We start from the raw sequence: 12725 nt of genomic DNA, 5'->3' as shown, positions 1-12725 counted from the left end.
AAAACGGACCGTCCTTCCGCCGGGCACGGCAGCGTTTCCTTCGACGCCGATCTGAGCCACCTTACTCCCCCTCGACAGCCTCCCTACGCGACCCAGTGCGGCACGTCCTCCTCCCCTCCCCGAGCCTGGCCGGCGCGCTCCTGCCGCGCGCCCCCGGGCAGCGCCTCGATCCCGCGCGGAGGCGCGCGTGACCGCCGACGCGCCCCGGCCGCGCGGCGCGCGGGAGCTCGCGGATGAGCCCGCCCGCCGCCGCATCCGCGACGATCTGCGGACGACGCTCGTCGTCGAGGCCGCCGCGGGCACCGGCAAGACCACCGCGCTCGTGTCGCGGATCGTCGCCGTGCTGCGGAGGGCGCCCGAGGAGGGCGGCGGGACGCTCGATCGCATCGTCGCGGTGACCTTCACGGAGAAGGCGGCCGGCGAGATGAAGCTGCGCCTCCGGGCCGAGATCGAGCGGGCGCGCAGCGACCCGGGCGCGGGCCCGGCGGAGCGCGCGCGGCTCGACGAGGCGCTCGCGCACCTGGAGGCGGCGCGCATCGGGACCATCCACTCCTTCTGCGCCGACCTCCTGCGCGAGTGGCCGGTCGAGGCGCGCGTCGACCCGCTGTTCCAGGTCGCGGCCGCGGATCAGGCCGAGGCGCTCTTCGACCAGGCCTTCGACGCCTGGTTCCAGCGCACCCTGAACGACCCGCCCGAGGGCGTGCGCCGGATCCTGCGCCGGCGCCCGCGCGACGGCGCGCAGGGCCCGCGCGACCTGCTCCGGAGCGCGGCGTTCAGGCTCGCCGAGCACCGCGACTTCACGCGCCCCTGGCGGCGCGACCCGTTCGACCGCGAGCGCGCGATCGACGAGCTCCTGGACCGCCTCGCCGCGCTCGCCGACCTGGGCGCCGAGGCCGACCGGGAGGGCGACTACCTCGCGCAGAGCCTCCGGAACCTCGACCGCTACCTCGCGGAGCTCCGCCGCCGCGAGGAGGTGACGGGCGGGCGCGACCACGACGGCCTGGAGGCCGAGCTCGGCGACGTCGCGCGGTGGAAGGAATGGCGCTGGAAGGGCTCAGGCAAGGCGTTCGGCGGGGATCTCACGCGCGCCGAGGTGCTCGCGCAGCGCGACCGCGTGAAGGCCGAGCTCGACGCCGTGCTCACGGCCGCGAGCGCCGATCTCGCCGCCTGCCTCTCGCGCGAGCTCCGGCCGCCGATCGAGGCGTACGACGTGCTCAAGGCCCGCGCCGGCAAGCTCGACTTCCTCGACCTGCTGCTCTGCGCCCGGGACCTCCTCCGATCGAGCCGCGGCGTGCGCGAGGAGCTCAACCTCCGCTTCTCGCACCTCTTCGTCGACGAGTTCCAGGACACCGACCCGCTCCAGGCGGAGATCCTGCTCCTGCTCGCGGCCGACGACCTCTCCGAGGCCGACTGGACGCAGGCGCGCCCGGTGCCCGGCAAGCTGTTCGTGGTCGGCGATCCGAAGCAGTCGATCTACCGCTTCCGCCGCGCCGAGGTCGCGCTCTACGAGGCGACCAAGGCCCGGCTCGTCGCGTGCGGCGCGAGCGTCCTGTACCTGTCGACGAGCTTCCGCGGCGCCCCGTCGATCCAGGAGGCCGTCAACGCGGCGTTCGCGCCGCTGATGCAGGGAGGCACCGCGGAGGGCGAGCGCGCGGCGACCCAGGCGCGGTACGTCGCGCTCGAGCGGTTCCGGGACGATCCGCCGGAGCAGCCGGCGGTCATCGCGCTCCCGGTGCCGCGGCCTTACGGCGACTTCGGCAAGATCTCCGATTTCCGTGTGCGGCAGTCGATCCCGGACGCCGTCGGCGCCTTCGTCCACCACCTCATCCACGGCGGCGCGGGCGCCGGCGCGGCGCTGGACGGTGACGGCGCGCGGCGCTGGACGGTGACGGAGCGCGAGCGCCCGGGCCAGCGGGTGCCGCTCGAGGCGCGGCACATCTGTCTTTTGTTCAAGCGGTTCCAGACCTTCGGGGAGGACGCGACCCGCGCCTACGTGCGGGCGCTCGAGGCGCGCCGGATCCCGCACGTGCTCGTGGGCGGGCGGTCGTTCCACGATCGCGAGGAGGTGATGGCGGTGCGGAGCGCGCTGCTCGCGATCGAGTGGCCGGACGACGAGCTCAGCGTCTACGCGACGCTGCGCGGGCCCCTCTTCGCGCTGACGGACGACGTGCTCCTGCTCTACCGCGACCGGTTCCGGCGCTTGCACCCGCTGTTTCAACCGCCGGACGACGGCGCGCTCGATCTCGCGGTGGAGGGCGGGGCGCGGCCGCTCCGGGAGGTCGCGGAGGCGCTCGCGGTGCTCGGCAGGCTGCACCGCGAGCGCAACCGGCGGCCGATCGCGGACACCCTCGGCGGGCTCCTCGACGAGACGCGCGCGCACGCGGGCATCGCGATCTGGCCGACGGGGGAGCAAGCGCTCGCGAACGTGCTGCGGGTGATGGATCTCGGGCGGCGCTTCGAGGCGGCCGGCGCGACGTCGTTCCGCGCGTTCGTGGAGCGGCTCGAGCTCGACGCCGAGCGGGGTGAGGTCGCGGAGGCGCCGGTCGTCGAGGAGGGGACGGAGGGGGTGCGGATCATGACGGTGCACCGGGCCAAGGGGCTCGAGTTCCCGGTGGTGATCCTGGCGGATCCGGCGTCGCCGGCGGTGCACCAGCTCCCGTCGCGGCACGTGGATCCGGAGCTCGGCCTGTGGGCGGAGCCGATCGCCGGCTGCGTGCCCGCGGAGCTCGTCGAGCGCCGCGACGAGGTGCTGCGGCGCGATCGCGAGGAGGCGGTGCGGCTCGCGTACGTGGCGGCGACGCGCGCGCGCGAGCTCTTGGTGGTGCCCGCGGTGGGCGACGCGCGCCCGGGCGACGGCACGAGCGACGGCTGGCTCGACGTGCTCCACCCGGTGCTCTACCCGGCGCCGCGCGAGCGACGGAGCCCTCGGCGCTGCGACGATCTCGGCTGCCCTCCGTTCGGGACCGACACGGTGCTGGAGCGCCCGGCGCGGTGCGAGGCCGACGAGCGGGACGCGGTCGCGCCGGGGGAGCACGCGCCGATGGCGGGCTCGCACCGCGTCGTGTGGTGGGATCCTGGCGCGCTCGACCTGGATCGCGAGCCGGAGGCGGGCCTGCGGCAGCAGCGGATCCTGCAGGCGGACGCGAGCGGCGCCGGGGCGGGCGTGGTGGCGGTGAGCGCCGGGCCAGCGGGCGCCGGGGTCCTCGGGAGCAGCGGGGCGACCGCGAGCGCCGTGCTGGCAGGAGAGCTCGGGCAGCGCGGGCACGAGGCATGGCAGGAGGCGCGGCGGCGGGCGATCGTGGACGGCTCGACGGCGGCGGTCCGCGTGAAGACGGCGACGGAGATCAGCCACGAGGCGGCGGAAGCGGCAGCGGCGGCGGCCGGAGCGGGGACGGCGGCCGCGCAGCGGAGCAGCGGCGGGGCGGCGCGCGGGGAGAGGGCGGACGCGCTGCCGGTGATCTCGTTCGAGCAGACGGAGATCGCGCGCGAGGGCCGGCCCTGCGGCAAGCGGTTCGGGACGCTGGTGCACGCGGTGCTGGCCGAGGTGGACCTCCGTGCGGGCGAGGACGAGGTGAGGACGGTGGCGGCGGCGCAGGCGCGGATGCTCGGGGCACCCGCCGAGGAGCTCGACGCGGCGGTCGCGGCGGCGGTCGCGGCGCTCGATCACCCGCTGCTCCGGCGCGCGGCGGTGAGCGCCGCGCGCGGGGCGTGCGAGCGGGAGACGCCGCTGCTCCTGCGGCTCGAGGACGGGACGATCGCCGAGGGCGTCGTCGATCTCTCGTTCCGCGAGAGCGCGGGCGACGTGGGGATCTGGACCGTGGTCGACTTCAAGACCGGCTCCGACGCGGGCACGGCGCACGCGGCGCAGGAGGCGCAGGTGCGCCTCTACGTGCAGGCGATCGCGGAGGCGACGGGCGAGAGGGCGAGAGGCGTGGTGCTCAGGGTGTGAGGGCGCCAGCGCCAGGCGCCTGCAATAGGCGGCTCAGCTCGGCTCCCACACCGTACGGATCCTGAACTTCCGCGTCGGGAAGCTGCTGCCATTGCCGGTTCGGGCGGTGGCGACGACGCGGTAGCTGTGGGTGGCCACCATGGGCGTATAGAACTTGAGTCCGTAACTGAGGCCAACGTTGCAGCCGCTGCCAGTGACGTAGTTGCCGCGTCTCTGCGCCATCTCCACGGGGACCATCACCCCATCATCCTCGTGGTACAGGGTGGCAGCGATGTACAGATCGCGGCACGCCTCCGGGTCCGTCGGCAGGGTGTCCGCCCAGTCGACGTACGTATTCAGCTCGTGGTTGGGACCGGGCGCCGGAGGGAAACCGGCCTCGTAGCCGACGACGTCGACCGCCTGGCTCTTGTAGCAGCCCGTCGTGGTGTACGTCTGCGGCGAGTAGTAGCTGTAGCCACCAATGTAGGTCGTCACCGGAGCGACGGTAGCGCACGTAGCCTCGCTGTACGCCTGCTCCACCTCGGCGACGTCCTCGTCGACCGGATCGACCCCGTCGACCTGATCGTCCTGCATCTCCACGGCGCAACCCGTGGCGGCCATCGCGACCATCGAAGCGAATAGACACCCCACCACGGCATAAGTTCGGCTCATCGTGCCACTCTCCATGTGTAAAGCGTATGAGTACGGCGTCTCGACGTTCAGCGGAGGACCGCGGAGCTCATGATGCGCTGGTTCGCCCAGCCGGAGGTGTGGAGGCGAATCGCCTCTTCAGCAGCACGTCCCCTCGCCCGGCGCATCGTCGCCGCAGGGGCGCTTCGCAACAGAGATGCCAGCCCGGCCGCCCTCTGCTTCGACGTCATCACCGAGCCCCCGAAGCCGGACCGGTGCCGCTCCTCGGCACGGGAAATCCAGCCCGAAGCGAGCTCCTCGCGCCGCGCCAAGAAGCCGGAGCGCTGCCCGCGCGAGCAGCCGCAAGGCCGTGACATGTCACGCAGCGGGCCGTGACATGTCACGCAGCGGGCCGTGACATGTCACGCAGCGGCCGTGACACGTCACGCATCCGGCCGTGGGCGCCGGGGTCCGACGGGCGCTCACCGCCGGCCGGGGGTCCGCACGAACCGCTCGTCGTCCACGGTGGTGGGAAAATCCTCGGCGTCGACGTGCTTGTACAGGTCGCCGTCGCGGATCTCGTAGCGCATGTACACGACGGGCTCCTCGACTCCATCCTGCAGGATGCGGGTGTACTCGAGCGCGATGTGGCCACGCTCGGTGTCGTACGAGGAGACGCGCGCGTAGAGGTCACGCGGAGCGCCCATGTACGGAAAGCGGTGGTGGAAGCTCGTCGCGCTCAGCTCGATGAGCGAGCCGTCCTCCTCGCTGACCCACGTGCCCACGAAGGGCAGGCGCTGTGTCTCGTCCCTCCGGGACTCCGGCTCATCCGCCGCGAGCGTGGGCTCGGGCGCGCCAGGGCGCGAGGGCGGAAGGACGAGCTCGACCGGGGCGGCGGCCCCAGACGACAGCTGAGCTGGCGAGGGACCGCAGCCGAGGGTGTAGAGCGTCGCGAGCGCAAGGGCGGCGCCGGTCGTCCCAAAGCCACGTCGGTGCATCGGACGAGTCTACACCGACCGGCCGAGCGGGAGGCCGCCGCGGCCGTGCTCCCGGCCGGACAGGCGGCCGCGTGGCGCGGGTCGGGCGCCGGCGCGTCGCCACCGCGTGCATCGCCGAACCGCCCGTGCAAGCGGAGAGCGGCAGCGTCCTCGCGACGTGATGCAGCGCCCTACCGCGGCGCCGGTCAGACAGGGGCGACGTGGTAGTCCGGTCCCTCTTCCCCGCGCAGGATCTCGGTATGAACGACCGACGCGCCCCGCAGGTGCGCCACCTCCCCGAGCTCGGCGTCGCCGCGATATGCCGAGAAGGCTTGTTCATCCGGAAACGTGACGAGGTGGATCTCCTTCAGGGTGAGCCCAGCGCCGTCGGGCTCGGTCACCACCGTCCGCTCGATCGCGCCGCCGTACCGCGCCATCACGGCCGCGGCCTTCCTCTCGTACGCGCGGAACGCGTCGAGCGCCTCGCAGCGCACCGTGAGGATCACGACCAGCGTCACCGGAACCCCCGCCCCTTCACGCCACCCCACCACCAAAGCACAAAAAAAAGAGCGCCCATTCGACGGTGGGGGGGGAAACCGTCACGGGCGCTCTGCCCTACCTGTTTAGCAGGATGCAGGCCAAGGGTTGCACCCCCGATTTCCGCGAGTCTTTCCCTAGGGGACCTGCGTACTCCTTTCGTTCCTGAAATCAGCACCTGCAATCCTGGTATCCCCGGCACTGCCGAGGAGCCCGTCCAGCGGGTGGTGGGGTCGGCACGAGGCCGTGCCCGCCACCGGCGTCGGTCCCCGCTCCCGGCATCTCCTCGAAGCGAGCCACGCTCACGGGCTTCTCGTCGCGTCGCGCGGCGGTCCCCGCTCGCCGGAGGCGAAGGGCCGCCCCCTTGAATCGCCCGCGCGCGCCGCGCGGCGCGAGCAGCGTTGACATCACGGCCAGGCTTGCTCCAATGCGAGTGCCCGCTCCGCGCCGTTCAAACGAGGAGGCATCCGATGCGGCACTTCCTGACCACGATGGACTACACCCGCGCAGAGATCGAGGGCCTCCTCGAGCGCGCGCAGCGCTTCAAGCGGCGGCCGATCGAGCCGCGCCTCAAGGACCGCACCATCGCGCTCGTCTTCTTCAACCCATCGCTGCGGACGCGCACCTCCTTCGACGTCGGCATCCGGGAGCTCGGCGGCCACGCCGTCGTGCTCGAGCCTGGCCGGAGCGCCTGGCCCATCGAGTTCGAGGAAGGCATCGCGATGGATGGCGAGCCGGAGGAGCACATCCAGGAGGTCGCTCGCGTGCTCTCCCGCTACGCCGACCTCATCGGCGTGCGCGCGTTCCCCAAGTTCCAGCGCTGGGAGGACGATCGCCAGGACAAGGTGCTCCAGGGCTTCGCCCGCCACGCCACCGTGCCGGTCGTCAACCTGGAGACCATCACCCACCCCTGCCAGGAGCTCGCGCTCGCGCTCGCCATGAAGGAGCGCCTCGGCCGCCTCGACGGCAAGAAGTTCGTCCTCACCTGGACGTATCACCCGCGCCCGCTCAACACCGCGGTCGCCAACTCGGCCGTTCTCATCGCGTCCAAGCTCGGCATGGACGTCACCCTCCTCTGCCCCAGCGAGGAGTACCACCTCGACGAGCGCTACCTCGACGCCGCCAGGAAGAGCGCCGAAGCCAACGGGCAGAAGCTCTCGATCACCTACGACATCAAGTCCGCCTACGAGGGCGCCCACGTCGTGTACGCGAAGAGCTGGGGCGCGATTCCCTACTTCGGGCGCTGGGAGCAGGAGAAGCCCATCCGCGACAAGAACAAGCACTTCATCGTCGATGAGCAGAAGATGGCGCTCACCGCGGGGGGGCTCTTCTCCCACTGCCTGCCGGTCCGGCGCAACGTGAAGGTCACGGACGCGGTGATCGACTCGCCAGCATCGATGGTCATCGACGAGGCAGAGAATCGGCTGCATGTTCAGAAGGCCGTGATGGACGTGCTGGCCAACGGGTGGTGACCACGATGGGTTCGACGCAAGACGTCATCGTCCGCCTGCTCAGGAACCTCGGCAGCCGCAAGGAGGTCGAGCAGTACCTGAAGCAGTACGCGGCCGTCGATCAGCAGAAGTTTGCGATCATCAAGGTCGGCGGCGCCATCCTCGACGAGGACCTCGAGGCGCTCGCGACCTCGCTCGTGTTCCTCAACCAGGTCGGGCTGTATCCCGTCGTCATCCATGGCGCCGGGCCGCAGCTCGATCGGGCGCTCGCCCAGGCGGGCATCCCGACGGAGCGGGTCAACGGCCTGCGCGTCACGACGCCCCGCATCCTGGAGATCGCCCGCCGCGTCTTCCTCCGCGAGAACCTGCGGCTCGTCGAGGCGCTCGAGGAGATGGGCACGCGCACGCGGCCGATCACGGCGGGCGTCTTCGAGGCGTCGCTGCTCGACGAGCCGCGCCTCGGGCTGGTGGGCAAGGTGGAGCGCGTCCATGTCGACGCCGTGAGGTCCAGCCTCCGCGCCGGGCACCTGCCGATCCTGGCCTGCCTCGGGGAGACGCCGGGCGGGCAGATCCTCAACATCAACGCCGACGTCGCCGCGCGCGAGCTCGCGCTCGCGACGCAGCCGTTCAAGATGATCTTCCTCACGAGCACGGGCGGCCTCCTCGACGAGCACGGGCGCATCATCTCGGCCATCAACCTCGAGGAGGATTTCGCGGGCCTCATGGCCCAGCCCTCGCTGAACGGCGGCATGCGCCTCAAGCTGCAGGAGATCAAGCTCCTGCTCGACGGGCTGCCGGCGACCTCCTCGGTCTCGATCACGTCGCCGGATCACCTGGCGAAAGAGCTCTTCACGCACACGGGCTCTGGCACGCTCGTCCGCCGCGGCGAGCGGATCCTCCGGCACGACACGCTGGACGGCATCGACCGCGACCGGCTTCGCGATCTGCTCGAGGCGTGCTTCCTGCGGAAGCTCGACGAGCACTACTTCGACAAGAAGCCTTTCTATCGCATCTACCTGTCCGACTCCTACCGGGCGACGGCGATCCTCACGCTCGACCCGGACGGGAGGGCCCCGCTCACTCCGTACCTCGACAAGTTCGCGGTGACCTCGGAGGCGCAGGGCGTGGGGATCGGCGGCTCGCTCTGGACGCGGATGAAGAACGAGAACCCGAAGCTGTTCTGGCGCGCCCGGAACGGCAACGAGATCAACCCCTGGTATTTCCAGCAGGCCGAGGGCAGCTACCGCAACGAGAACTGGACGGTGTTCTGGTACGGCCTGTCGAGCTTCGACGACATCCGCGCCTGCATCGATCACGCGCTGTCCTTGCCGGCGACCCTGCGCCATCACGGCACGGTCTGACCCCGCCCTCACCCGCCGTGGCGAGGGCGCCTCGTCGCGCTCGGGCTCACGACGGGTCGCCGCCGCGGTCGTTCTTCGCCGCTTCGAGCGGATCGATCGCCTCGTCCGTCGCGGGGCCCGGCGGGCGCGACGCCGGCAGCGAGCGCGACGCCGGCAGCGAGCGCGACGCCGGCAGCGGGCGCGACGCCGGCGGCGGGGCGCTCGACCTCTTCTCGCCGCCGCGCGCCTTCAGCGCCCGCCGCGGCGCTCGCTTCGGCTTCGCGGGCGCGCCGAGCGCCTCCGGGTTGCGGGGCTTCTTGAGCGCCCGAGGCGGCAGGAGCTCCGCGTCGACAGCGACCTTCTTCGCCATGAAGATCGCGGCGTCGAGCCGGTAGAAGCTGCGCTTCCGGTAGAACTTGAGGGCGCCGTCGTTGTTCTCGGCCACCTCCAGCACGAGGTGGGTGCAGCCGTGGATGCGCGCGAGGTGCTCGAGCTGCTCGAGCATGAAGGCGCCGACGCCGCGGCCCTGGTACTCGGGGTGGACCGCGAGCTCCTCGACGAAGAGCGGGCGCATGTCGTGCTTCGTGAAGTAGCGCTCGTTCATCCAGTTATCGGTCCCGGTGATCTCGAAGGCGCACTCCGCGTAGCCGACGATCTCCTGACCGTGCGCCGCCCGGACCTCGAAGAGGAGCTGCTCGACCCCTTCTTCCTCGTAGACCTCGAGGAACCGCTTCTTCGAGCGAGGCCGCTGGTATTCGACCGTCTCCCGGTTGACGTCGCGGAACACCTTCTTGAGGAATTCCCAGACCCGGTTCAGGTCGCGCCGGTGGATCCGGCGCACGTAGATGAGGCTCTCTTCCCCGGCGCCGCGGGTGCTCGACTCGGCCTTGCTCATCGCCGCGCCCAGTCTACAGGACGAACGCGGACGGGGCACATGGGGCGAGGCATGATCTGGAAAGCCGCGTCTCCGGGCAGTCCGGTCCGAGGGGAAGGTGGTCGTCGCGTGGCGTGGGAGCGCCGAACCCGCCGGCGGGAGCGCGGGCCCCCGCCGGGTCACGACGGAATCACCCCTGCTGAACGTGCGGCCCGATCTGCGCGAGGCGCGCGTTGATCACGTCCCAGTTCAGGCCCGAGAGCACGTTGGCCACATAGTCCGCCTTCTTGGTCTGGTAGTCCGCAAAGTACGCGTGCTCCCAGGCGTCGATGGCGACCATGATATGCGTGTTCGCGAACAGGCCGACATCGTGCTCGGTCCGGATGAGGTTATTGAAGAGCTTCTGCTCCTGGTAGTCGTACACGAGCACCGTCCAGCCGTGCGCGCTCAGGAGCGCCGCCTTCGCGTCGGCCAGCCAGGCGTCGAAGCTGCCGAACGACGCCTCGATGAGCTTCTTCGACTGGGCGCTCGGCTGCGTCGAGCCGTTGCCGATGTTCTCGAAGTACAGCTCGTGGAGCACCGTGCCGTTGAAGGCGACCGGCTCGCGACGCTTGAGCTCGCTGTACGCGTTGTACGAGTAGTTCGGCGCGCTGCGGTCAGCCTTGCCAAGCAGCTCCCAGATCTCGTTGAGCTTCTTCACGTAGCCCTGGTACAGCGTGAAGTGAGCCTTCAGCTGCAGGTCGCTCAGTCCCTTGGCGTTGCCGCCGAGGAGGTTGTCGAAACTCTTGGGTTCGCGGGACATGGTGCCTCCTAAACGAGTACCGCAGGCAGTGCGTGCCGCGGGGTCACGGCGCCGCTTTACCGCCGCCGTTCTCCAGTAGCAACCCTGCCGTGCGACGTGACACACCGCCGACTCACGACGCCATCGGGCCTGACCCTCCGCGCAGGAAACTCCGGACGCCGGCTGGATTTGCGCCGTGATCCCGCGCAGGGACGCCACGACCCCCGCGCGCCGCAGCGCGCCGCAGCGCGCTGCGCCCGAGCTGGCCCGATCGGCCGGCGCGCCCCAAAAACCTCGTGAAACATTGAACGCCGCCGCCGTTTCGGTCGATACTCCTGGTGCTTGCTGTTCCTTCGCGCAAGGAGGCGACCTCGTTCATGCCGGCTCGTACACAGGGGACCCATCCGACGGCCGCGCTCGCGGCGGCGCTGTGCCTGCTCGGCGCAGCGGCTCACGCCGAGGCGCAGGAACCCGCGAGACCTGAAGGTTTCGCGCTCGACAGGTTCCAGCCTGCGCCCGCCGGCGACAGGATGTTCGGAGTCCAGTCCGCCTACACGGCAGGAAGCGCCGCACCCCACATCATGCTCCTCGGCGATTACGCCCAGGATCCGCTCGTGTTGCGGCGGTTGTCGGGGAACGAGGAGTCCGGCGACGGCAAGGTCGTCGGCAGCCAGCTCCTGCTCCACCTGAGCGCCTCGCTCTCTCTGTGGGAGCGCCTCACGGTGAACATCGATCTGCCCATCGCGCTCCAGTCGGGCGACGGCGGAGCCGCCTCCGGCGCCTTGCTGCCGCCGCCGACCAGCAGCGCCCTCGGGGATCTCCGGCTCGGCGCGCGCGCGACGCTCCTGGGCGGCTACTTCGATCCGTTCCAGATCGCCCTCGGCGGCTACGTGTGGCTGCCGACCGGCGACCCCGAGGCGTATTCGGGCGACGGCAGCGTGCGCGGCGGTCCGCAGCTCGTCCTCGGCGGCCACCTGGATCGCGCGGTGTGGTCGCTCGCCGCGGGGCCGGAGTTCCGGTCCACGAAGCAGTTCGCCAACGTCGAGCAGGGGATGACGGTGCACTGGGGCGCCGGCGTCGGGCTGCTGCTCGACGACGAGCGACGCCTGCAGATCGGCCCTGAGATCACCGGCGCGATCACGGTCACCGACGTCCAGCAGCGCACGACCAACCTGGAAGCCCTGCTCGGCGGGCGCTACCGCTTCGCGGACGACTTCGAGGCCGGGCTCGGCGTGGGCCCTGGGCTCACCCCCGGCGTCGGCACGCCCTCGTTCCGCGCGGTGGCCATGGTCGCCTACTCGCCCGAGGTGAAGCCGCCCGTGCAGGACCAGGACGCCGACGGCATCGCCGACGCGGACGACGCGTGCCCGCACACCGCGGGCGTCCGCAGCCCGGATCGCACGAAGAACGGCTGTCCGCCGCCCAAGGACGCGGACCACGACGGCATCCTCGACGAGGTCGACGCCTGCCCCGCCGTGGCCGGCGTCGCCTCGCCGGACCCGAAGAAGAACGGCTGCCCGCCGCCAGGGGACCGCGACAAGGACGGCATCACGGACGACGTCGACGCCTGCCCGGAGCAGGCCGGCCCGGCGAACGACGACCCGAAGCAGCACGGGTGCCCGCCGCCGCCCGATCGCGATGGGGACAAGGTGCCCGACGCGTCGGACGCCTGCCCGGATCTGCCCGGCCTCGTCACGACCGACCCGGCCACGAACGGCTGCCCGGGCGACACCGACGGCGACGGCATCCGCGACGACAAGGACGCCTGCCCGAACGAGAAGGGCAAGCCGAACGAAGATCCGGCGCAGAACGGGTGCCCGGTCGCGGTCCGGGTGACCGAGACCGAGATCGTCATCCTGCAGCAGGTGCAGTTCGACACCGGCAAGGCGACCATCCGTCCGGTGAGCAACGAGCTGCTCGACGAGGTCGCCGGCGTGCTCAAGGACCACCCGGAGATCCTCAAGATCGAGGTCCAGGGCCACACGGACGACCGCGGCACGCGCCAGTTCAACACGAAGCTGAGCCAGGCCCGCGCGGAGTCGGTGCTGAAGGCGCTCGTCGAGCGCGGCATCGCGGCCCAGCGCCTGCAGGCGAAGGGCTACGGCCCCGACGTCCCGATCGCGGAGAACAAGACCGAGGCGGGTCGCCAGAAGAACCGGCGCGTCCAGTTCAACATCATCGAGAAGGAAACGAAGCAGCCCTAGGCT

The 12725-nt window shown here is 71.3% G+C and carries 9 protein-coding genes; 4 read left to right on the top strand and 5 right to left on the bottom strand.

Annotation, left to right across the window (positions count from 1 at the left end; all coding sequences use genetic code 11):
• Positions 1 to 187 precede the first annotated feature (187 nt).
• Positions 188 to 3949 carry a UvrD-helicase domain-containing protein gene (locus WMF27_RS00415; RefSeq protein ID WP_437762253.1) on the top strand — a complete coding sequence of 1254 codons (3762 nt, stop codon included), beginning with the start codon at positions 188 to 190 and terminating at the stop codon, positions 3947 to 3949.
• Between the two features lie 33 nt (positions 3950 to 3982).
• Here the strand turns inward: WMF27_RS00415 and WMF27_RS00410 are convergent, their stop codons facing one another.
• The 3 genes from WMF27_RS00410 to WMF27_RS00400 form a co-directional block, all read right to left on the bottom strand.
• Positions 3983 to 4600: a hypothetical protein gene (locus WMF27_RS00410; RefSeq protein ID WP_437762254.1), complete on the bottom strand. Its 618-nt coding sequence runs from the start codon at positions 4598 to 4600 to the stop codon at positions 3983 to 3985.
• Positions 4601 to 5040: 440 nt separating this feature from the next.
• A complete protein-coding gene (locus tag WMF27_RS00405; RefSeq protein WP_437762255.1) occupies positions 5041 to 5556 on the bottom strand; it encodes a hypothetical protein in 516 nt (171 codons plus the stop codon).
• Between the two features lie 185 nt (positions 5557 to 5741).
• Entirely contained in the window at positions 5742 to 6053 is a 312-nt protein-coding gene (locus WMF27_RS00400) for a hypothetical protein (protein WP_437762256.1), read from the bottom strand.
• A 489-nt stretch (positions 6054 to 6542) separates the two neighbouring features.
• On the opposite strand from WMF27_RS00400, the gene WMF27_RS00395 reads away from it, so the two are divergent.
• Together WMF27_RS00395 and WMF27_RS00390 are read left to right on the top strand one after the other, a co-directional pair.
• The gene (locus WMF27_RS00395) at positions 6543 to 7544 is read left to right on the top strand and encodes an N-acetylornithine carbamoyltransferase (protein ID WP_437762257.1); all 1002 of its coding nucleotides are present in this window, start codon (positions 6543 to 6545) and stop codon (positions 7542 to 7544) included.
• Between the two features lie 5 nt (positions 7545 to 7549).
• On the top strand, positions 7550 to 8884 hold the full coding sequence (locus WMF27_RS00390) for an acetylglutamate kinase (protein WP_437762258.1): 1335 nt from the start codon (positions 7550 to 7552) through the stop codon (positions 8882 to 8884).
• 46 nt (positions 8885 to 8930) lie between these two features.
• On the opposite strand, the gene WMF27_RS00385 is transcribed toward WMF27_RS00390, so the two are convergent.
• Positions 8931 to 9758 carry a GNAT family N-acetyltransferase gene (locus WMF27_RS00385; protein WP_437762259.1) on the bottom strand — a complete coding sequence of 276 codons (828 nt, stop codon included), beginning with the start codon at positions 9756 to 9758 and terminating at the stop codon, positions 8931 to 8933.
• Between the two features lie 169 nt (positions 9759 to 9927).
• On the bottom strand, positions 9928 to 10539 hold the full coding sequence (locus tag WMF27_RS00380) for a superoxide dismutase (RefSeq protein WP_437762260.1): 612 nt from the start codon (positions 10537 to 10539) through the stop codon (positions 9928 to 9930).
• 356 nt (positions 10540 to 10895) lie between these two features.
• Here WMF27_RS00380 and WMF27_RS00375 point away from each other — a divergent pair, with 356 nt between their 5' ends.
• The gene (locus WMF27_RS00375) at positions 10896 to 12722 is read left to right on the top strand and encodes an OmpA family protein (protein ID WP_437762261.1); all 1827 of its coding nucleotides are present in this window, start codon (positions 10896 to 10898) and stop codon (positions 12720 to 12722) included.
• Positions 12723 to 12725 lie beyond the last annotated feature (3 nt).

It is taken from the genome of Sorangium sp. So ce281, from assembly GCF_051527395.1.
Classification (GTDB): Bacteria; Myxococcota_A; Polyangia; order Polyangiales; family Polyangiaceae; genus Sorangium; species Sorangium cellulosum_B.
Note: the sequence above shows the minus strand (reverse complement) of the source record. Positions and strands in the feature narration are given on the sequence as shown.

Bases quoted from the DNA above. Each gene is read 5' to 3' on its own strand.
- WMF27_RS00410 (WP_437762254.1), bottom strand. From the start codon at position 4,600: ATGAGCCGAACTTATGCCGTGGTGGGGTGTCTATTCGCTTCGATGGTC.
- WMF27_RS00405 (WP_437762255.1), bottom strand. From the start codon at position 5,556: ATGCACCGACGTGGCTTTGGGACGACCGGCGCCGCCCTTGCGCTCGCG.
- WMF27_RS00395 (WP_437762257.1), top strand. From the start codon at position 6,543: ATGCGGCACTTCCTGACCACGATGGACTACACCCGCGCAGAGATCGAG.
- WMF27_RS00390 (WP_437762258.1), top strand. From the start codon at position 7,550: ATGGGTTCGACGCAAGACGTCATCGTCCGCCTGCTCAGGAACCTCGGC.
- WMF27_RS00385 (WP_437762259.1), bottom strand. From the start codon at position 9,758: ATGAGCAAGGCCGAGTCGAGCACCCGCGGCGCCGGGGAAGAGAGCCTC.
- WMF27_RS00380 (WP_437762260.1), bottom strand. From the start codon at position 10,539: ATGTCCCGCGAACCCAAGAGTTTCGACAACCTCCTCGGCGGCAACGCC.
- WMF27_RS00375 (WP_437762261.1), top strand. From the start codon at position 10,896: ATGCCGGCTCGTACACAGGGGACCCATCCGACGGCCGCGCTCGCGGCG.